21 protein-coding genes are annotated in these 20,155 nt (G+C 67.9%); 7 read left to right on the top strand and 14 right to left on the bottom strand.

Features of this window, described 5'->3' with window-relative positions; translation table 11 throughout:
- Positions 1–210: 210 nt before the first annotated feature.
- On the top strand, positions 211–1,305 hold the full coding sequence (locus DS843_RS29525) for a glycerol dehydrogenase (RefSeq protein WP_149472390.1): 1,095 nt from the start codon (positions 211–213) through the stop codon (positions 1,303–1,305).
- A gap of 78 nt (positions 1,306–1,383) precedes the next feature.
- Here DS843_RS29525 and glpX read toward each other — a convergent pair whose 3' ends face one another.
- The 6 genes from glpX to DS843_RS29495 all read right to left on the bottom strand — a co-directional run bounded on the left by glpX (position 1,384) and on the right by DS843_RS29495 (position 7,626).
- Entirely contained in the window at positions 1,384–2,376 is a 993-nt protein-coding gene (glpX, locus tag DS843_RS29520; protein WP_208852360.1) for a class II fructose-bisphosphatase, read from the bottom strand.
- Between the two features lie 44 nt (positions 2,377–2,420).
- A complete protein-coding gene (locus tag DS843_RS29515) occupies positions 2,421–3,728 on the bottom strand; it encodes a homoserine dehydrogenase (RefSeq protein WP_149472389.1) in 1,308 nt (435 codons plus the stop codon).
- The gene (locus DS843_RS29510; protein ID WP_149472388.1) at positions 3,728–5,002 is read right to left on the bottom strand and encodes an LL-diaminopimelate aminotransferase; all 1,275 of its coding nucleotides are present in this window, start codon (positions 5,000–5,002) and stop codon (positions 3,728–3,730) included. Before DS843_RS29510 ends, DS843_RS29515 begins: the two co-directional genes overlap by 1 nt.
- Positions 5,003–5,155: 153 nt before the next feature.
- Positions 5,156–6,514, bottom strand: a complete 1,359-nt coding sequence (locus tag DS843_RS29505) for a multidrug effflux MFS transporter (protein WP_149472387.1) — start codon at positions 6,512–6,514, stop codon at positions 5,156–5,158.
- Complete coding sequence (locus tag DS843_RS29500; RefSeq protein ID WP_286192401.1) at positions 6,511–6,963, bottom strand: MarR family winged helix-turn-helix transcriptional regulator; 453 nt, start codon at positions 6,961–6,963, stop codon at positions 6,511–6,513. Before DS843_RS29500 ends, DS843_RS29505 begins: the two co-directional genes overlap by 4 nt.
- Positions 6,964–7,323: 360 nt before the next feature.
- Positions 7,324–7,626: a hypothetical protein gene (locus DS843_RS29495; RefSeq protein ID WP_286192400.1), complete on the bottom strand. Its 303-nt coding sequence runs from the start codon at positions 7,624–7,626 to the stop codon at positions 7,324–7,326.
- Between the two features lie 296 nt (positions 7,627–7,922).
- Between DS843_RS29495 and DS843_RS29490 the strand changes: the two genes are divergently transcribed.
- Positions 7,923–9,722, top strand: coding sequence for a PHA/PHB synthase family protein (locus DS843_RS29490; protein ID WP_149472385.1), 1,800 nt, complete (start codon positions 7,923–7,925; stop codon positions 9,720–9,722).
- A 179-nt stretch (positions 9,723–9,901) separates the two neighbouring features.
- Here the strand turns inward: DS843_RS29490 and DS843_RS29485 are convergent, their stop codons facing one another.
- The 6 genes from DS843_RS29485 to DS843_RS29460 all read right to left on the bottom strand — a co-directional run bounded on the left by DS843_RS29485 (position 9,902) and on the right by DS843_RS29460 (position 14,166).
- Positions 9,902–10,489 carry an OmpA family protein gene (locus DS843_RS29485; RefSeq protein WP_149472384.1) on the bottom strand — a complete coding sequence of 196 codons (588 nt, stop codon included), beginning with the start codon at positions 10,487–10,489 and terminating at the stop codon, positions 9,902–9,904.
- 213 nt (positions 10,490–10,702) lie between these two features.
- Positions 10,703–11,221, bottom strand: coding sequence for a gamma carbonic anhydrase family protein (locus DS843_RS29480; RefSeq protein ID WP_149472383.1), 519 nt, complete (start codon positions 11,219–11,221; stop codon positions 10,703–10,705).
- Between the two features lie 23 nt (positions 11,222–11,244).
- A complete protein-coding gene (gene argC, locus DS843_RS29475; protein ID WP_149472382.1) occupies positions 11,245–12,297 on the bottom strand; it encodes an N-acetyl-gamma-glutamyl-phosphate reductase in 1,053 nt (350 codons plus the stop codon).
- Between the two features lie 251 nt (positions 12,298–12,548).
- Complete coding sequence (gene rpsI / locus DS843_RS29470) at positions 12,549–13,031, bottom strand: 30S ribosomal protein S9 (protein WP_149472381.1); 483 nt, start codon at positions 13,029–13,031, stop codon at positions 12,549–12,551.
- A gap of 4 nt (positions 13,032–13,035) precedes the next feature.
- Positions 13,036–13,500, bottom strand: coding sequence for a 50S ribosomal protein L13 (gene rplM, locus DS843_RS29465; protein ID WP_149472380.1), 465 nt, complete (start codon positions 13,498–13,500; stop codon positions 13,036–13,038).
- A 195-nt stretch (positions 13,501–13,695) separates the two neighbouring features.
- Complete coding sequence (locus tag DS843_RS29460; protein WP_149472379.1) at positions 13,696–14,166, bottom strand: PaaI family thioesterase; 471 nt, start codon at positions 14,164–14,166, stop codon at positions 13,696–13,698.
- Positions 14,167–14,422: 256 nt separating this feature from the next.
- Here DS843_RS29460 and DS843_RS29455 point away from each other — a divergent pair, with 256 nt between their 5' ends.
- From DS843_RS29455 to DS843_RS29440, 4 genes are all read left to right on the top strand, one after another.
- A complete protein-coding gene (locus tag DS843_RS29455) occupies positions 14,423–15,241 on the top strand; it encodes an enoyl-CoA hydratase (protein WP_149472378.1) in 819 nt (272 codons plus the stop codon).
- Positions 15,238–15,756, top strand: coding sequence for a CoA-binding protein (locus DS843_RS29450; RefSeq protein WP_149472377.1), 519 nt, complete (start codon positions 15,238–15,240; stop codon positions 15,754–15,756). Before DS843_RS29455 ends, DS843_RS29450 begins: the two co-directional genes overlap by 4 nt.
- Before the next feature lie 16 nt (positions 15,757–15,772).
- Complete coding sequence (locus DS843_RS29445) at positions 15,773–17,062, top strand: O-acetylhomoserine aminocarboxypropyltransferase (protein ID WP_149472376.1); 1,290 nt, start codon at positions 15,773–15,775, stop codon at positions 17,060–17,062.
- 189 nt (positions 17,063–17,251) lie between these two features.
- A complete protein-coding gene (locus DS843_RS29440) occupies positions 17,252–17,902 on the top strand; it encodes an SPOR domain-containing protein (RefSeq protein ID WP_149472375.1) in 651 nt (216 codons plus the stop codon).
- Between the two features lie 18 nt (positions 17,903–17,920).
- On the opposite strand, the gene DS843_RS29435 is transcribed toward DS843_RS29440, so the two are convergent.
- Both DS843_RS29435 and cutA read right to left on the bottom strand, forming a co-directional pair.
- Complete coding sequence (locus DS843_RS29435; RefSeq protein WP_149472374.1) at positions 17,921–19,135, bottom strand: MFS transporter; 1,215 nt, start codon at positions 19,133–19,135, stop codon at positions 17,921–17,923.
- A gap of 121 nt (positions 19,136–19,256) precedes the next feature.
- On the bottom strand, positions 19,257–19,571 hold the full coding sequence (cutA, locus tag DS843_RS29430) for a divalent-cation tolerance protein CutA (protein ID WP_149472373.1): 315 nt from the start codon (positions 19,569–19,571) through the stop codon (positions 19,257–19,259).
- 74 nt (positions 19,572–19,645) lie between these two features.
- On the opposite strand from cutA, the gene DS843_RS29425 reads away from it, so the two are divergent.
- Positions 19,646–19,918: a hypothetical protein gene (locus tag DS843_RS29425; protein WP_149472372.1), complete on the top strand. Its 273-nt coding sequence runs from the start codon at positions 19,646–19,648 to the stop codon at positions 19,916–19,918.
- Positions 19,919–20,155 lie beyond the last annotated feature (237 nt).

Here is a 20,155-nt window from a genome sequence, read left to right as displayed (position 1 = left end):
TGCCCAGAATGCCACGGATCGGAGGGGCCGAACCCATAGCAGATGGGGGACATGCGGGCCAGCGGATGGGGGCGCTCGGTCGTCCGCCCCGCCCCACCACAATGTGCATAAGTGGCAGAAGCCCTTGCTGCGCCGCAACTTGAGACAGGTCATTGCCGAAGCGGACGAGTCTTGCTCCACTGGTCTTACCGTTCCGCGGAGGAGGGAATCATGATCACCACCGCGATCTTTCCGGCCCGCTACGTCCAGGGCAACGGCGCCCTCGACGGCCTGGGAGAGGATCTGGCCAGGCTGGGCAGGAAGGTTCTTGCCGTCACCGACGGCTTCGTTCTGAAGACGCTGAAGAACCGGCTGGTGAACGCCGCCGCCGGTCGCGTCGAGATGGACATCCAGGAATTCCGGGGCGAATGCTCCGACGAGGAGATCGAGCGGCTGACCGGTCTCGCCCGCGCCATGCAGGCCGACGTCGTGGTCGGCATCGGCGGCGGCAAGGCGCTCGACACCGCCAAGACGGTCGCACACGCGCTGGACGCGCGCACCGCCATCGTTCCGACGCTCGCCTCCACCGACGCGCCGTGCAGCGCCCTGTCGGTGATCTACACGCCGGAGGGGGCCTTCAAGCGCTACCTCGTGCTGCCGCGCAATCCGGACCTCGTGCTGGTCGATACGGGCGTGGTGGCGAGCGCTCCGGTGCGGTTCCTGGTGTCCGGCATGGGCGATGCCCTCTCCACATGGTTCGAGGCGGAGGATTGCCGCATCAAGCGGGGCGGCAACATGACCGGGCGCGTCGGCCCGATGACCGCCTTCGCTCTGGCCCGGCTGTGCTACGACACCCTGCTGGAGTATGGCGTGCTCGCCAAATCGGCCTGCGAGCAGGGTGTGGTCACCCCGGCGCTGGAGCGCATCGTGGAGGCCAACACGCTGTTGAGCGGGCTGGGCTTCGAAAGCGGCGGGCTGGCGGCGGCGCACGCCGTTCACAACGGCCTGACCGCTCTGGAGGAGACGCACCATCACTGGCACGGCGAGAAGGTCGCCTTCGGCACTCTGACCACACTGATCCTGAGCGACCGGCCGCCGGCGGTGCTGGACGAGGTCTACGGCTTCTGCATGGCCGTGGGGTTGCCGACGACCCTGGCCGACATCGGCCTTGCCGGTGTGTCCGACGAACGGCTGCTGCTGGCCGCCGAGCGGGCCTGCGCGGAGGGCGAAACCATCCACAACGAGCCCCACGAGGTCACCCCGCAACGCGTCCTGGCCGCCATGAAGGCCGCCGACGCCGAAGGGCGGCGGAGGAAAGGCCTGTAACGGCAAAAGCTTGTGACGGCACAAAAGAAAAAGGGGCGCACGGGATTCCACCGTGCGCCCCTTTTCGCTGGACCAGCCTTACGACATGCTCGGCTTGCGCTGCAGGTTGTGGTGCGCCTCGACGTAGCGCACGGTGCCCGACTTGGAGCGCATGATGACCGAATGGGTGGTGGCGCCGCCGGGGTAACGGCGGACGCCGCGCAGCATGGCGCCGTCGGTCACGCCGGTGGCGGCGAACATGACGTTGCCGCTGGCCAGCTCGGTCAGGCTGTACTTCTTGTTCAGATCCTTGACGCCCCAGCGGGCGGCGCGGGCCTTCTCGTCGTCGTTGCGGAACAGCAGACGGCCCTGGAACTGGCCGCCGATGCAGCGCAGAGCCGCCGCCGCCAGAACGCCTTCCGGCGCGCCGCCAGAGCCGACATACATGTCCACGCCCGTACCGGCCTGGCTGGTGGCGATCACGCCCGACACGTCACCGTCGTTGATCAGCATGATGCGGGCGCCGGCTTCACGGACGCGGGCGATCAGCTCGGCGTGGCGCGGACGGTTCAGGATGCAGACCAGCAGTTCCTGCACCTCGGTGCCCTTGGCCTTGGCCAGGGCCTTCAGGTTGTTGGCCGGAGTCTCGTCGAGATCGACCACGCCTTCCGGCAGGCCGGAGCCGACGGCGATCTTGTCCATGTAGACGTCCGGGGCGTTCAGGAACCCGCCCTCGTCCGCCATGGCGATGACGGCCAGCGAGTTCGGGCCGCCGGTCGCGCAGATGGTGGTGCCTTCCAGCGGGTCGAGCGCGATGTCCACCTTCGGACCGCGGCCGATGCCGGCGCCGACCTTCTCGCCGATGTAGAGCATGGGCGCCTCGTCGCGCTCGCCCTCGCCGATCACGACCGTGCCGTCGATGTACAGCGTGTTGAGCGCCTGGCGCATGGCGTCGACCGCGGCCTGGTCGGCAAGCTTCTCGTCACCGCGGCCCATCAGCAGCGACGCGGACAGCGCCGCGGCCTCGGTGACGCGGACGGCTTCCAAGGCCAGGTTCCGGTCCATACCGGACAGGTCGACATGAACGGACATGGTTGTTCTCCCCCGAATCGATGCTCGGTTCTTCTATGGTTCGGTCAAAACTGTTCGATGCGGATCATGCGCGGCGGCTCGACCACCGACTCCTTGGCGCCGATGGTGGCAAGCGCGCGTTGCATGGCCGCCTCGTCGGTGTCATGGGTGGTCAGCACCACCGGCACCGCTTCACCGGGGGCGCGCCCGCGCTGCAGGAACTGCTCCATGGAGACGTTCTGGTCGCGCATGGCCGCCGCGACATCCGCTATCACGCCGGGGCGGTCCACGACCATCAGGCGTACGTAGTACGCCCCCCGGCGGGCCTCCATCGGGGACGGCTGGGCCTCGGAAAGCTGGGCCGCCGGCACGCCGAAGGTGGGGGTGGAGCGACCGCGGGCGATGTCGATCAGGTCGGAAACCACGGCGGAGGCCGTCGGCCCTTCACCGGCACCGCGGCCCACGAACAGCACGCGGTCCACGAAGTCGCCCTGGGCGACCACGGCGTTGAACACGCCGTCCACCGCCGCGATGGGCGCCGCCTTCGGCACCATGCAGGGGTGAACGCGCTGCTCGATCCCGCGGTCGGTGCGCCGCGCGATGCCCAGCAGCTTGATCCGGTAGCCGAGCGCGTCGGCGTAGTCGAAATCCACGGCGGAGACGTGGCGGATGCCCTCGACATGGACGCTCTTGAAGTCCACCGGCGTGCCGAAGGCCACCGAGGTCAGGATCGCCAGCTTGTGCGCCGCGTCCACACCGTCGATGTCGAAGCTCGGGTCGGCTTCCGCATAGCCCAGCTTCTGCGCGTCGGCCAGCACGTCCGCGAAATCGCGGCCGGTGGTGCGCATCTCGGTCAGGATGTAGTTGCAGGTGCCGTTCAGGATGCCGTGCACCTCCGACACCCGGTTGCCCGCCAGCCCTTCGCGCAGCCCCTTGATGATCGGGATGCCGCCGGCCACCGCCGCCTCGAAGCCGATGGCGAGGCCCGCGGCCTCCGCCTTGGCCGCGAGCGCGGTGCCGTGATGGGCGAGCAGCGCCTTGTTGGCGGTGACGACGTGGCGCCCCCGCTCCAGCGCCAGTTCGACGGTCTCCTTCGCCGGCCCCTCGGACCCGCCGATCAGCTCCACCACCACATCCACGCCGGGATGGGCGGCGAGCGCCACCGGGTCGTCGTACCATTCGGCCTTCGACAGATCGACGCCGCGGTCCTTGCCGCGCGAGCGGGCGCTGACCGCCACCACTTCGATGCGGCGGCCGCAGCGCTGCTCGATCAGGTCGGCCTGCCGCTCCAGAAGCTTCAGAACGCCCGCGCCGACCGTGCCCAGGCCCGCGACGGCGATTTTGAGAGGGCCTGTTTTGTGGGAGTCGGACATCAGACTTTCGCTTTCTCCGGATCGAGGAGGGCGGCGCGCGCCGCCGGGTCCTTGCTGGCCGCCGCACCGGCGGCGTTGGAGCGGAAGAACTCCTTGATGTTGCGGGTCGCCTGACGGATACGGTGGACGTTCTCCACCAGCGCCAGACGGACGTGGCCGTCGCCGTACTCGCCGAAGCCGATGCCCGGCGCCACGGCCACCTTGGCCTCCTGAAGCAGCAGCTTGGAGAACTCCAGCGATCCCAGATGCGCGAAACGCTCCGGAATCGGCGCCCAGGCGAACATCGAGGCGGCGGGGCTCGGCACCGTCCAGCCGGCGGCGGCCAGACCCTCGATCATCACGTCGCGGCGCTGGCGGTACATGGAGCGCACCTGCTCCACGCAATCCTGCGGGCCGTTCAGCGCAGCGGTCGCCGCGACCTGGATCGGCGTGAAGGCGCCGTAATCCAGATAGGACTTGATGCGGGCCAGAGCGGTGATGAGCTTCCGGTTGCCGGTGGCGAAGCCGATGCGCCAGCCGGCCATCGAATAGGTCTTCGACATCGAGGTGAACTCGACGGCCACCTCGCGCGCTTCCGGAATCTCCAGGATGGAGGGCGGCGGCTCGCCGTCGAAGAAGACCTCGGCGTAGGCCAGATCCGACAGGATGTAGATGCCGTGCTTGCGGCAGAACTCCACGATCGGGCGGTAGAAGTCGAGCCCCACCACCTCCGCCGTCGGGTTGGACGGGTAGTTCAGCACCAGCGCCAGCGGCTTCGGCACGCTGTGGCGCACGGCGCGCTCCAGCATGTTCATGAAGCTGTCGATGTCGGTGGAGGTGCCGTTTGCCTGCCCCACCGGCAGATGGCGCACGGAGGCGCCGGCCAGGATGAAGCCGAACGGATGGATCGGGTAGCTGGGGTTCGGCACCAGGATGATGTCGCCGGGGCTGGTGATCGCCTGGGCGAGGTTGGCCAGACCCTCCTTCGACCCGATGGTGACGATGCACTCCGTCTCCGGATCGATGTCCACGTTGAAGCGGCGCTTGTAATAGGCCGCGTGCGCCTTGCGCAGGCCGGGGATGCCGCGGGAATTCGAGTAGCGGTGCGTCTTGGGATCGCGCACGGCCTCGACCAGCTTATCGACGATGTGCTGGGGCGTCGGCTGGTCCGGGTTGCCCATGCCGAGGTCGATGATGTCCTCGCCGGCAGCTCGGGCTCGCGCCTTCATGGCGTTCACTTCGGCGAAGACGTAGGGCGGAAGCCGCTTGATCCGGTGGAATTCTGAATCGCTCATGGACGCTCCGAAGCCTGTCCGGCCGCGCCACGAACCCATACCAGCGGACCGGGACCACTTATCTACCGCCCCGCCTCCACAGAAGCGAGGTAAAATTCGCGTCCGGCGACATTCCTGCGCGCCTTGCGGCATCCCGGACGCCACCGGTGCCTCTCACCCATCCTTGCGGCGGGGATTCCGGCGCTGGTGCAGCGCCTCCTCGATCTCCTCCCCACCGGCGCCGACGATGGCGGCGGGGTCCACGGCGATCTCCAGATCCACGGGACTTGCCGGCTGCGCCCGCCGGTGCGCCGGCACGCGCAGCAGCGCGTAGGACAGCAGCGACAGCAGGGCCAGACCCGGCATGATCGCGGTCACCGCCGTGTGGGGATCGGCGAACAGGGCGGCCACCGCGGTGCCCGCCAGACCGCCGCCGATCTGCATGAAGCCGATCAGCGCCGACGCCGCCCCGGCCATGCGGGGGAAGCCGGCCAGCGCGTCGCTGGTGGCACCGGGCATGACCAGGGCGATGCCAAAGGCCCAGACCGCGGTCGGCCCCATCACGCTCGCCACCGTCGGCTCCGTGAGGAAGGGCGCCAGGGCGAAGCCCAGCCCGCCCACCGCCACGCAGGCCAGCCCATAGGGAATCAGCCGCATGGCGTCCACCGTGCGCAGCAGCCGCCCCGCCAGCGTGGCTCCCAGGGTGTAGGAGCCGGTCTGCAACAGCATCGCGAAGCCGAAGACGGTCGGCGTCAGCCCCACCCGCTCGATCATCACGAAGGGAAGCAGCGCCGCCATGGTGTAGAGGCCGCCCAGCGTCAGGCCGAGCACCAGCCCCGCCCGCATGAAGCGGCGGTCGGTCAGCAGGATGCGGTAGTTGCGCATCACCGGGCCGGGCCGGGCCGCCGAGCGGTCGCGCGTCCGGTTCGTCTCCGCCGTGCCCAGCGCGAAGACGGTCAGCACGGCGAGGCCGTAGAGCGTCATCACGACGAAGATGGCGTGCCAGCCCACCGTGCCCAGGATCACGCCACCCAGAGTCGGCGCCACCGCCGGCACCACGGCCAACATCAGCCCGATCAGGTTCAGGATGCGCGCCGACCGCTGTCCGGTGAACTGGTCGCGCACGATGGCGCGGGAAATGGCGATGCCCGCCGCCGCCCCGATGCCCTGCAAGGCCCGCCCGGCCAGCAGCCATTCAATGGTGCCCGACAGGGCCGCAACGACGCTTCCCACCGCGTAGGTCACGAAGAAGGCCAGGGCGACGGGCCGCCGGCCGTAGGCGTCCGACAGCGGCCCGCAGGCGAGCTGGGAGAAGGCGAAGCCGAAGAAATAGACGGACAGGGTCAGCTTCAGCGCCGCCGGAGTGGTCTGGAACGCCTCCACCAGCATCGGCAGGGCCGGGGTGTAGAGCGCGAGGCTGAGCGGCCCCAGCGTGACGATCAGCGTGCCGATGACGGCGGTCCGCATCTCCGTCATGGCCGGAACGGGAGCGGGAGCGGGAGCGGACGCGGAAGCGGAGGGGGCGCGGCTCATTGGCCGGCCCCGCCGCGGTCGTCGGCGATCATGCGGTTGCGCAGCCGCGACAGCATGTCCTTGAGCTGGGCGATCTCCTCCGCCGAAAGGTCGGCCATGGCCGACTCGCGCTGCGTGCGGAAGGCTTCCAGGACCTGGACCGCCAGCGGTTCGGCCTGCGCGGTCGGCCTCACGATCTTGGCCCGGCGGTCCGCCGGGTCCGGCTCGCGCACGACGAGGCCGCGCGCCTCCAGCCGGTCCAGGAAGCCGACAAGGGTCATCGGCTCCACCCACATGTGCGTCGCCAGCACCGATTGGCGGGAGCCGGGATGGCGGCAGACATAGACGAGCGCCCGCGCCTCCCCCGCCGTGAGGCCGAGCTGCGCGTCGTCCAGGGCACGGTCGAACCGCGCGCGCAACAGCCGCGCGCAGTCGATCAGGATCATCCCGAAGGGGGCTTCATCAAGCATGCCTTATTATAAGGATGCCTTATCAAATGCAGCAACCGCAGGCGGCGCAGGGCGGTCATGCCGCCGCGCCATGACGATCCGGCGCGACCGCGAAGACGTGAAGCGGTGCCGACGCGCCAAAAAGTCGCAGTTTGAAAATCTGTTGCGGAGCCGCCACCGCAGGACGTAGGTTTTTGCACCTTTGGCAGCAGCAATGGGTGCCCCGTGGTCCGCGCCACCGCGATGGGAACTGCGCATCGACCGGACAAGACCCGGCGCGTCCCCTTCCCTCAGGAGGGCGCCCTCATTGCCCGAAGCACGCTCCACATAGGTATACTTACGGATTACTGGCGCCCCTCGCCTTTTGGTACAGGCCTGCCCTCAACCGGGTTTTCCGGGCGTGATGACGGGCGGCGGCGGGGCTTCCATGGGTGTCGGCAGCAGCATCTTCGCGGCCTCGCGGTCCTGGGACAGACGGTCCAGGTCCTGCTGGCGCTGCGTCTCCGTCCGCAGGTCGGTGGGGCGCGGCGGAACGGTGCCGAGATTGGGGTATTCCCGGTTCTGGCCGGACAGGCCGCGCACCGGCGACTCATCGCTTGGCACGTCGCGGCCCGTCACGGCGCCGACCAGCCCGGTGTCGAGCACGCGGTCGCTGCAGGCGGACAGCGCCAAAACAACCAGCACGGACAGCGCCGGCCCAAACCGGCCCGTCTTCCCCACCGCGCCGCGTCGGATACCCTTTTCCATTCTGCAAACCCCGCATCCGGACCCATCCGGCCGCTTGAACGGTGGTGGGCGAAATGAAATCTTCATACGAGAGGTGTATGACGGTCCCCGGCTCGAACAGACATGGCATAGTCTGCACGCGATGCCAGGGCCGGACCGCACTCGGACCGAACAGACTTCCGGCAGGCTTTGTATAAACCGCACAACGTCCCTCCTGAAGCCTAAAACTCGCCTAAAGAAGAAGGACCGCACCTATGGCCGAAAACCAGGCCCCTGACGTCAAGCTTCCCGACCCGGTCGAGATGTCGCGGGCGATGACCCGCATCGCCGAGCAGAGCCAGCGGCTGGTCACCGATTTCCTGTCCCGTCAGGCGGCGGACGGCGTCGGCGCGAAGAACCCCGACCCGATGGGCGTCGGCCACGCGTTCCTGGAGATGACCACGCGCATGATGGCCGACCCGGCCAAGCTGATGAAGGCGCAGATGACGCTGTGGCAGGATTACCTGACCCTGTGGCAGCGCACCACCCAGCGCTTCTTCGGCCAGGAGGCCCAGCCGGTCATCGCCCCGGCGAAGGACGACCGCCGCTTCAAGGATTCGGCCTGGGACGAGAACACCCTGTTCGACTTCATCAAGCAGTCGTATCTGCTGAGCGCCCGGTGGATGCAGTCCACGGTCAATGAGGTGGACGGGCTGGACGATCACACGGCCAAGAAGGTGGACTTCTACACCCGCCAGTTCGTGGACGCGATGGCGCCCTCCAACTTCGTCATGACGAACCCGGAGGTGCTGCGCACGACCATCGAGACCGGCGGCGAGAACCTCGTCAAGGGCCTGGAGCATCTCCTGAAGGACCTGGAGCGCGGCAAGGGCGAGCTGCGCATCTCCATGACCGACTACGACGCCTTCCAGGTCGGCAAGAACATCGCCGTCACACCGGGCAAGGTCGTCTTCCAGACCGATCTGATGCAGCTCATCCAGTACACCCCGACCACGCCGGAGGTGAACAAGCGGCCGCTGATGATCGTGCCGCCCTGGATCAACAAGTACTACATCCTCGATCTGCGCGAGAAGAACAGCTTCATCAAGTGGGCGGTGGATCAGGGGCACACGGTCTTCGTGCTGTCCTGGGTGAACCCGGACGAGAAGCTGGCCCAGAAGGGCTTCGAAGACTACATGGTCGAAGGCCCGCTGGCCGCGCTGGACGCCATCGAGAAGGTGACCGGCGAGAAGGACGTGAACGCCATCGGCTATTGCCTGGGCGGCACGCTGCTGGCCTCCACGCTGGCCTACATGACGGCCAAGAAGGACAACCGCATCAAGTCGGCCACCTTCTTCACCACCATGCTGGACTTCACGGAAGCCGGCGAGCTGTCGGTCTTCATCGACGAGGAGCAGCTCACCATGATCGAGAACCAGATGGCCCAGCAGGGCTACCTGGACGGCTCGAAGATGGCGACCACCTTCAACATGCTGCGCGCCAACGACCTGATCTGGTCGTTCGTGGTGAACAACTACCTGCTGGGCAAGGACCCGTTCCCGTTCGACCTGCTGTACTGGAACAGCGATTCGACCCGCATGCCGGCGGCCATGCACAGCTTCTACCTGCGCAACATGTACCAGAAGAACCTTCTGGCGCAGCCGGGCGCGGTGACGCTGCGCGGCGTGCCGATCGACCTGCGCACGGTGAAGACCCCGTCCTTCTTCCTGTCGGCCCGCGAGGATCACATTGCCCCGTGGAAGTCCACCTACATGGGCGCCAACCTCTTCTCCGGCCCGGTGAAGTTCGTTCTGGCGGCCTCCGGCCACATCGCCGGCGTGGTGAACCCGCCCGCCGCCGGCAAGTACTGCTACTGGACCAACGCCAAGCTGCCGAAGACCTCGGACGATTGGCTGGCCTCGTCGGAGCAGACCCCCGGCTCCTGGTGGCCGGAGTGGAACAAGTGGGTGTCCACCTTCTCCGAAGGCAAGGTCCCGGCCCGCGATCCGGAAAAGGGCGGCCTGCCGGTCCTGGAGGACGCGCCCGGTTCCTACGCCAAGGTGCGCATCGTCTGACGACCGGGTCTGATGGCCGGACGTGCCGGGGAGTGGTCCGCCGCTCCCCGGACGGCCTGGCCGACCAGGCAAGCGCGCAAAAGAAAAGGCCCCGGACAATCGTCCGGGGCCTTTTCCATTTCCGTGAAGGCCCCGGAACGGGTCCGGAGCCTTCGTGTCCCGCAAGGGGACCCGTCGCCTTAGGACGACGGGGCGTTCGCACCGCGCGGCAGGATCTGCGCACGGCGGTTCGACGGCTCGCGGACGTTCGGGCCGGTCTGCACCAGGAGCTGGCTCTCGCCCTTGCCCTCGGTGGTGATGGCGCCGGCGGCGATGCCCTTGGACACCAGAGCCTGCTTCACAGCCTCGGCGCGGCGGACCGACAGACGCTGGTTGTAGGCCGGCGAACCCGAGGTGTCGGTGTGGCCGATGACATGGACGCGGGCGTTGGCGCCCTTGCCGATGGCGGCAGCGGCGTCGCCGATGACGCGCTCGGCGGCCGGGGTCACGTTGGCCTTGTCCCAGTCGAAGAACACGAGGTATTCGGTCTGGGCGCGGGCGGCCGGGGCCGGGGCGACCGCCGGAGCGGCGGCCGGCGGGCACTTGAAGCTGCCCTGGTGGGTGGCGTAGCCACCGTCAGCCGTGCGGACCGGGGTGTTGTTCCAGCCGATGACCGGGTTGCACCACTCGGCGGTGTCGGCGCTCTGGGCCTGAGCCCCGGCGGTCAGGCCGAAAGCGACGACGGCGGCCGGCACGACGGCCATGGTAGCGCGGAAGAAGCTGTTCATTTCTCCACTCCCTAAGAGACACTCTCCCTACCGCTTGGCTCGCGGAGGACGAATCGCACAAACGATAGGACATATCGCGTGCATGAAACGTGACAAAACGCGAAACATGTGGGGTTTGTCCACGTTCAAACATACCCTCCGGAAGTCCTACACGTTTCGTGCCGGTGTCACTGTTGCTAGTATGCCACAGTGCTGCGACGCACTAAAGAGGTATTAGCCCGCTCTGTAGATTTGGGCAAGCCGCACGTAGTTCCGGACGTTTACCGGGAAGAAGGAAAGGTCCTTTTCCGTTAGTGCACGCACGGGTCTTGCGGGACTTCCGGCCCAAAGTTGCCCCGACGTCACACGCTTGCCAGGGGTCACCAGGGCCCCTGCGGCCACCATGGACCCCGACTCGACATGGGCGCCGTCCATGACGCAGGCCTGCATGCCGATGAAGCAGCCGCTGTCCAGCGTGCAGGCGTGCAACAGGGCCATGTGGCCGATCGACACGTCGTCGCCGATGTAGGTCCCCTGCCCCGCCGAGGCGACGTGAACGACCGTGCCATCCTGGATGTTGGTCCGCGCGCCGATCCGGATCTCGTTCACGTCGCCGCGGATGGTGCAGCCGAACCACACGCTGCTGTCCGGCCCGATCTCCACGTCGCCGATGACCGAGGCCGTGGGGGCCACATAGACGCTCGGGTCGATCTTCGGCAGCGTGCCCTGGAAGGGCAGGATCAGGCCGGACATGAGGCGGGTCTTCCTGTCGTCGGTTACGGGAACAGCGGGGCCTGCTCCAGACCCGTGGTCTCGCCCAGGCCGAACATGACGTTCATGTTCTGGATGGCCTGGCCGGAGGCGCCCTTCACCAGATTGTCGATGACCGACACGATGATGGCGCCGCGCGGGGTGCGGTCGGGGAAGACGCCGATCAGCGCGTGGTTGGAGGCGCGGACGTGGCGCGTCGCCGGGGCGATGCCCGCCGGGGTGACGTTCACGAAGGGCTCCGATTCGTAGCGCGCGGTCAGGGTGGCGCGCAGGTCGTCGGCGGTGACGCCGTCGGCCATGCGGACGTAGATCGTCGTCATCATGCCGCGGTTCATCGGGACGAGGTGCGGCGTGAAGCTGACCGTCACCGGGCGCCCGGCGGCCAGCCGCAGTTCCTGCTCGATCTCCGGCATGTGGCGGTGGTGGCCGACGCCGTAGGCGTTGAAGCCCTCCGACACCTCGGTGAAGAGGTTCTGCTGCTTGGCGTCGCGCCCGGCGCCCGACACGCCCGACTTGGCGTCGATGACGATCCCGCCCGGCTCGATCAGCTCGTCCATCAGCAGCGGCAGCAGCGGCAGCAGCGAGCAGGTGGGGTAGCAGCCGGGGTTGGCGACCACGCGCGCCTTGCGCACGCCCTGCCGGTTGAACTCCGTCAGGCCGTAGGCGACCTCCTTCTGAAGATCCACGGCGCGGTGCTCATGCCCGTACCAGGTGGCGTACTCGGCGGGGTCGGACAGGCGGAAGTCGGCGGACAGGTCCACCACCTTGATGTGGCGCGGCAGGCCGGCGATGACCTCCTGCGTGGTGCCGTGCGGCAGGGCGCAGAACACGGCGTCCAGCTTGTCCCACGCCACCTCTTCGATCTTCACGAGGCCCGGCAGGTTGTACTGTCCCAGGTGCGGGAACACCTCCGCCATCGGCTTTCCCGCCTGTCGCTCCGCCGTCAGCGCGCAGATTTCCACGCCGGGATGGCGCAGAAGCATGCGCACCAGCTCGGCACCGGTGTAACCGGACGCACCGAGGATGCCGACGCGGATGGGGGAAGTGCTGTTGGCCATGGACGCTGTTCCTTTTGACGCACGGGATTGGGCACGGAACGGTGAAGACGTTCGAAACAGAACCGATGCCAACGGCACCTGAAGGCGCCGTTGGCATCACCCTCTCAATCAACGCTAACGCGTTGATCTGACGGGCTTCACGGTTGGAAAACGATGGAAGCGATCATCTTCCAACCGTATGAAACAAGAAAGGGGCGCCCCGTCGGGACGCCCCTCGCTTGTACAGCAGTAACGCGGGTCCGCGGTAGGCTTTAGCGCTTCGAGAACTGGAAGCTGCGGCGGGCCTTGGCCTTGCCGTACTTCTTACGCTCGACGACGCGGGCGTCGCGGGTCAGGAAGCCGGCGGCCTTCAGCGGCGGACGGAGCGCCGGCTCGAAGTAGGTCAGGGCCTTGGAGATGCCGTGACGGACCGCACCGGCCTGGCCGGACAGACCGCCGCCGGTCACCGTGACCATCACGTCGAACTGGTCGGCGCGGTCGGTGATGCCGAAGGGCTGGGCGATCATCATGCGCAGCACGGGACGGGCGAAATAGACTTCCTGGTCGCGGCCGTTGATGACGATCTTGCCGGAGCCCGGCTTGATCCACACGCGGGCGACGGCGTCCTTGCGCTTGCCGGTGGCGTAGGCGCGGCCCTGGGCGTCCAGCTTCGGAGCGACGTCCTCGGCGGAAGCGGCGGCCGGAGCGGCGGCGAGGTCCTTCAGGCCGGAAAGGGTGGTGGTAACCTGAGCCATTGGATTACGCGCTCCGCTTATTCTTCGGGTTCATGGCCGCAACGTCGATGGCGACCGGCTGCTGCGCCTCGTGCGGGTGGGCGGCGCCCTTGTAGACCTTCAGGTGGGACATCACCTTGCGGCCGAGCGGACCGCGCGGAACCATGCGCTCCACGGCCTTCTCGATGACGCGCTCCGGGTACTTGCCGTCCAGGATCTGGCCCTTGGAACGGCCCTTGATGCCGCCCGGATAACCGGTGTGCCAGTAGAAGATGTCGTCCTGGCGCTTGTTGCCGGTCAGCTTCACCTTCTCCGCGTTGATCACGACGATATGATCGCCGCAATCCATGTGCGGGGTGTAGGTCGGCTTGTTCTTGCCGCGCAGGATGTTCGCCAGGATGCTGGCAAGCCGGCCGAGAACGAGGCCGTCGGCATCGACGACGTACCACTTCTTCTCGATGTCGGTCGGCTTCAGATTGAAGGTCTTCATCGCCACACTCGTTGACTAAACGTGGATCGGCGGGCCACCGAAACTGGACGTTCAATCCCCGGGGCGCCGAAGCGGTCGGTTTTGTACGTATTGCACGGGCCGCTGTCAACGGAAAAATATCCGTTTGAAATCAATGGCTTGCCATAGCGGTATCATATTACCGTCAGCGCAAAGCCATTGATATCGCTAGTATTTTCACTCAGCATCCGGATTGTGGTATCCTGATACCGCGAGCGTGACGGGCTCGTGCGGCGGAATCGAATAGGTGCCGGTGGCGTGCGCGACGGGCTCCGGATCGCCCTCGGAGAACAGCAGGACTTCGCCATAAGCCAGCCGTTTGCCCATCTTCAGGATTCGGCAATCCGCGGTGATGGCGACCGGTGCCGGGCGGCGCAGGAAATTGATGGTCATGCTGGTGGTCACCGCCAGTTCCACCCGCCCGATCAGGCTGAGCACGGCGGCGTAGAGCGCCACGTCGGCCAGCCCGAACATGGCCGGGCCGGTCACCGTGCCGCCGGGCCGGACAAAGCTGTCGTTGTAGGGCAGCTTCATGCGCACGGTTCCGGAGCCGAGCTGCTCGATGGTGATTCCGTAATTGCCGACCAGCGGCACGCCCTCGCGGATCAGGGCTTCCAGTTCGTCGACGGACACGGCTGGCGCGCTCATTCCCTCACCTATGGTTTTTCTTATGGAGCGCCATCATGGCGGACATCGCCCGGCCCGCCAAGCGCGTCGCGCCGGACCTATTTCACACTCAGAAGTGATGTATACTCGATTTAAATCTACAAATACTATCAACATAAGGATTGAGTTGTCCGCCGCGAAGGCGTTACATGGGCGGGTCACACGCCCGGTTCCGTGGCGGGAGCGGTCGGGGTACTGTTCCCGCCAACGACAGAACATCCGGGAGGATTGGACAGCGATGAACGACACCCCACCCGACACCGGCGCCCTCGCCAGCGAAAGTGCGCCGCTGGTTCTCCGGCAGGACCGCGACGGAATCGCGACCCTGACGCTGAATCGTCCGCAGGCCCGCAACGCCCTCTCCGTCGGGCTGATGGACGCTCTCCAGAAGGAGTTGGACGCCATTCACGAGGACTCCTCGGTCCGCGTGGTGGTCCTGGCCGGGGCCGGTCCGGCCTTCTGCGCCGGGCACGACCTGAAGGAGATGCGCGCCAACCCCGACCGCGCGGCCTATGAGGCGCTGTTCGTCCAGTGCTCCAGGCTGATGCTGACGGTCAGCCGAATCCGCCAGCCGGTGATCGCCAAGGTGCATGGGATCGCCACGGCGGCGGGGTGCCAGCTCGTCGCCACCTGCGACCTCGCCTATTGCGCGGACACGGCGCGATTCGCCACGCCGGGCGTGAACATCGGCCTGTTCTGCTCCACCCCCATGGTGGCGCTGAGCCGCGCGGTGGGGCGCAAGGCGGCCATGGAGATGCTTCTGCTGGGCGACCTGATCGGCGCCGGCGAGGCGGAGCGCATCGGCCTCGTCAACCGCGCCGTTCCGGCGGACCGGCTGGACGCCATGGTGGACGAGGCGGCCGGCAAGATCGCCGCGAAGTCGCCGCTGACGCTGGCCATCGGCAAGGAGGCCTTCCACCGCCAGATCGAGCTGGGCGTGGAGGAGGCCTACGCCTACGCCGCCCGCGTGATGACCGAGAACATGCTGGCCCGCGACGCCGCGGAGGGCATCGACGCTTTCCTTGAAAAGCGCGCCCCGGTGTGGTGCGGCCAATGAGCACCTCGGCTCCCTCCCACGACGACTACGGCGACGACTTCATCCGCAGCGTTCTGGAGCGGGTGAGGACCATCGCCCTGGTCGGCGCCTCGAACGACCCGGTGAAGGCCAGCTTCATCGTTCTGAAATACCTGCGCGACAAGGGCTACCGCGTCATCCCCGTCAACCCGAAGCTGGCCGGCCAGACCATCCTGGGCGAGCGGGTCTACGCCGCTCTGTCGGACCTGCCGGAGCCGCCGGACATGGTGGACGTCTTCCGCAACGCCGCCGCCGCCGGGGGCGTGACGGACGAGGCCATCGCCGTCGGCGCCAAGGTGGTGTGGATGCAGTTGGGAGTCCGCAACGACGAGGCGGCGGCGCGGGCCGAAGCGGCGGGGCTGACCGTGGTCATGAACCGCTGCCCGAAGATCGAGCTTCAACGCCTGTTCCACGAGATCGGGCGCATCGGCGTCAATTCCAACATCCTGACGTCCAAGAAGGCCGCGCCGGCCAAATCCTTCAAGAAACTGATGTAATCAGAGGAAGCCAATCATGAGCGAGCAGAAGTCCTTCGGTTTCGAGACCCGCGCCATCCACGCGGGCGCCGCCCCCGACCCCGCCACCGGCGCGCGCCAGACGCCGATCTACCAGACCACCAGCTTCGTCTTCGACGACGTGGACGACGCGGCCTCGCTGTTCAACCTCCAGAAGGTCGGCTTCATCTACTCCCGCCTGACCAACCCGACCGTGTCGGTGCTGGAGGAGCGGCTCGCCAACCTGGAAGGCGGCATCGGCGCCACGGCCACCTCCTCCGGTCATGCGGCGCAGTTGCTCGCCCTGTTCCCGCTGATGCAGCCGGGCGACGAGATCGTCGCCTCGCGCAAGCTCTACGGCGGCACGCTGAACCAGTTCGGCATCAGCTTCCCCCGCGCCTTCGGCTGGAATGCCGTCTTCGTGGACACCGACGAGCCGGAGAACGTCCGCGCCGCCATCACCCCGAAGACCAAGGCGATCTTCGTGGAAAGCCTCGCCAACCCCGGCGGCGTCATCACCGACCTGGAGCCCATCGCCAAGATCGCCGACGAGGCCGGAATTCCGCTGATCGTGGACAACACGCTGGCGACGCCGTACCTCATCAACCCGATCCAGTGGGGCGCCACGCTGGTCGTGCATTCCACCACGAAGTTCCTGTCGGGCAACGGCACCTCGGTCGGCGGCGTGGTCATCGACAGCGGCACCTTCGATTGGGCCAAGTCCGGCAAGTTCCCCGCCCTGACGGAGCCGGACGCCGGCTATCACGGGATGAAGTTCCAGGAGACCTTCGGTCCGCTGGCCTTCACCATCCATGGCCACGCGGTGGGCCTGCGCGACCTGGGGCCGAGCCAGGCGCCGCTGAACGCCTTCCTGACCCTGAACGGCATCGAGACGCTGCCGCTGCGCATGCAGCGCCACAGCGACAGCGCCCTGAAGGTCGCGCAGTTCCTGGAAAGCCACCCGGCGGTCGGCTGGGTCAGCTACGCCGGGCTGGAGTCGTCCAAGTACAACGCGCTGGCGAAGAAGTACCTGCCGAAGGGGGCCGGCGCCGTGCTGACCTTCGGCGTGAAGGGCGGCTTCGACGCGGGCGTGAAGGTGGTGGAGAAGGTCCAGCTCCTCAGCCACCTCGCCAACATCGGCGACAGCCGGTCGCTCATCATCCACCCCTCCTCGACCACGCACCGCCAGCTTTCGCCGGAAGCCCAGGCGCAGGCCGGCGCCGGTCCGGACGTGCTGCGCCTGTCCATCGGTCTGGAGAGCGTGGACGACATCGTCGCCGACCTCGATCAGGCCCTTTCCGCCGCCTGATCTGGCCGCCTGATCTGGCCGCCTGATGCGCTCACGGCGCGTCGCCCTCGCGCGCCGCGGGTCATGCCCGGTGGGCGGGGGCGATACTCCGCAAGGCGTAGGCGCAGCGATAACGGCTGAGCGGCGGCCGTTCCATTGACCACCCCCTGTCCTGCCACGGACTCTGACCGGAACAGGGGGAGCGGAGGCATGGACGGTCGGCTCGGGCTGGGAGTCGCGGCGGCGGCGCTGCTTGGACTGGGGGGCTGCGCGGGCGGTCCCCTGGCGATGACCGCCGCGTCCTTCGCCGTGGACGGATTTCTCTATGTCGGAACCAGCAAGAGCAGCACCGATCACATGCTGTCGGCGGTGCTGCAACAGGATTGCGCGACCCTTCGCGTCCTGACCGAGGGGTTCGTGTGCAAGCCGGTGATGGTCCCCGCCGCGCGCACCGCCGCCAACGCTTCGGAGCCCGCCCCCGAACCCGTTCCGGAGCCTCCTTCGCCCCCGCCGCCGGCACCGCCCCCACCCTTGCCGCGCCCCATGACCGCGGAGGTGGAAATCGCCGCGCTCCCGTCACCGGTCCCAAAGCCCGTCGAACCGCGCTTCCTCGTGGTGGCCGGCAGCTTTGCGAAGCGTGGGCAGGCGGAGGCCTGGCGCGACCGGTTGGGCCAGCCCGAGGCCGACATCGTGACCGCGGACGTGCAGGGGCGGCGCATCCACCGCGTCATCCTTCCGCCGGAAAGCCGTCCGGCGGCCCTGCGCCGTCTGGCCGCGGTCCGCGCCGCCGGGGTGGGCGACGCGTGGCTCCTTCTCTGGCAGGGGTGGACGGTCGTGGCCGAGGTGCCGGAAGGGATGTAGCCGACCGGATGGAGCCCTCTACTCCGCCGCGGCCACCGGCGCCGCGGCGGGCTTGGCCGGCTCGTCCCGGTCGCGCGGCAGCAGCAACGCCGCCGCGAAGGCGACGAGAGCCAGAACGGCCAGCGTGGCGTAGAGCATCACGAACTCGCCCGTCCGCTCATAGACCAGGGCGACGAGTTGGACGGCCAGCGGGCCGGCACCGAAGGACAGGATGAACTTCGCGCCATAGGCCAGCCCCCGGTGCTTCTCCGGCGTGTAGCGGGCGAGCAGCAGGTTCTCCGCCGGGATCTGCACCTGGGACGCGACGACGACCAGAGCCGCCGCGCCGACCAGCGGCAGGTCGGCCAGCACCGCCACCGCCGCCATCATCGGAACCTGGACCAGCAGGCACAGGGTGTAGATGCGCTTCAGCGGGTACTTGTCCGCCAGATGCCCGCCGATGAGCTGCGGCAGGGCGGCGAACAGATAGACCGCCGTCACCACCCCGCCGACGCCCAGCGTGCTGCCGCCCAGCAGGTCGCTCAGCCGTGCCTCGAACAGCTTGGGCAGCACCACCTGCATGGCGTTGAACATCAGCCCGGCGCAGACCATCGTCACCGACAGAACGAAGAAGGCGCGGATCACATCGCCGCGCGACGCCTTCGGGATCGGCCTCACGTCGCCCCTGCGGTCCTCCACCTTGCCCAGCGCGATCAGCAGCGCCAGCACGACGCCCAGCCCCAGGCAAACGGCCCCCGGGATCAGGAAGGCGGAGCGCCAGCCCATCCACTCCGTCAGGCCGCCGGCCACCAGCGCCGCCGACGCGATGCCCACGGTGCCGAAGATGCCCTGGTATCCCAGCGCCTTTCCGCGGTTGGTGGCGTTCTTGACCATCCAGGCCATGCCCACCGGGTGATAGATGGAAGCGCCGAGCCCCAGAACCGCCAGCGCCCACAGCAGCGCCTCGGGGCCGTCGGTCAGCCCGCAGGCGATGGTGCCCGCCCCGGTCAGCAGGAAGAAGACCGCCATCATCCGGCATTCGCTCCAGCGGTCGCCCAGCCAACCGGCCAGCGGCGCGCCGACGCCGATCATCAGCGACCCCAGGGTCCACAGCCGGATCAGCTCGTCATAGGAGAGCTTCCATTCCCGCTCCAGCGCCAGGACGACCGTCAGGAACAGGGCCGACACGATGTGCATCAGCGCGTGGCCGACCCACGAAAAGCCGATCGACAGACGCGCCGATGTATCGGTCATAAAACTTCTCCGCACCCGGATGATTTGCGCTTGAAAGCAACCTTCGCGAGGGTGGCACGCGGGTCCGGACCGGTCCAATGCGCCGCCGTCATGGCGGACATGCGGGAAACCGCTTCGGGGGTCAGGCGGTCCCGTCGCGCAGCCAGTCCAGATAGGCCGGGTTGCCGCGCCCGACCTTCAGCTCGACCACGCAGGGCACATCGTAGCTGTGCAGTTCCCGCACCCGCGCGGCCAGCCGGTCGAACAGCTCCGCCCGCGTCTTGGCGATCAGCACCGCCTCCGTGGCCTCCTCGACGGCGCCCTGCCAACGGTAGATGGAGGTCATGCCGTCCAGGATGTTGGCGCAGGCGGCCAGCCGCTCCTCCACCAGCGCGCGCCCGATGCGCCGGGCCTCGTCCCGCGATCCGGCGGTGATGTAGGCGAAGACGAATTCCATGGCCGAACCCTTTCGATGTAGGATGCCCGGACTTTGCCACAGGCCGCAGGGCCGCAACATCTTCCGAGGCGACCATGGCCGCACCCCGCCGCACCGCGTCCCGACGCCGGCCCACCGAGGCCCAGGCGGCGTGGCTGCGCCACGGCCTGGACCAGCCCGGCGGCAAGCTCCCCCTGTTCGACGGCGACGGCCAGCGCGTGAAGCGCCAGACCATCGAGAGCTGCCTGAAGTCCGGCTGGGCAGAGCGTTGGTTCGACAACCCGCTGAAGCCCGACTGGCTGGTCTGCCGGTTGACGGAATCGGGCCGCGCCGCGCTTGGCGTCAAGGAACTTGCGCAGGTCGGGTGAGGGTCATGGCACCGCTGCCCCCTCCCTAATCCTCCCCCTCTACGAGGTGGAGGGGACTGCCGCCGCTTCGCATAAGGCACCCTCTCCCGCGAAGCGGGGGAGGGTTGGGGCATAGGCGCTAACATGAGGCTGATGCGATAGATGTGTCCGGCGTAACGGAGTGCGCCGGGCTCTGTTTTCCGGGGATGCTTTCAACTGATCCCGCCGATGCCCCCTGGCGCACGGTTGAGACGCTGG

It is taken from the genome of Roseomonas genomospecies 6 (genome assembly GCF_008365375.1).
GTDB lineage: Bacteria > Pseudomonadota > Alphaproteobacteria > Azospirillales > Azospirillaceae > Azospirillum.
Note: the sequence above shows the minus strand (reverse complement) of the source record. Positions and strands in the feature narration are given on the sequence as shown.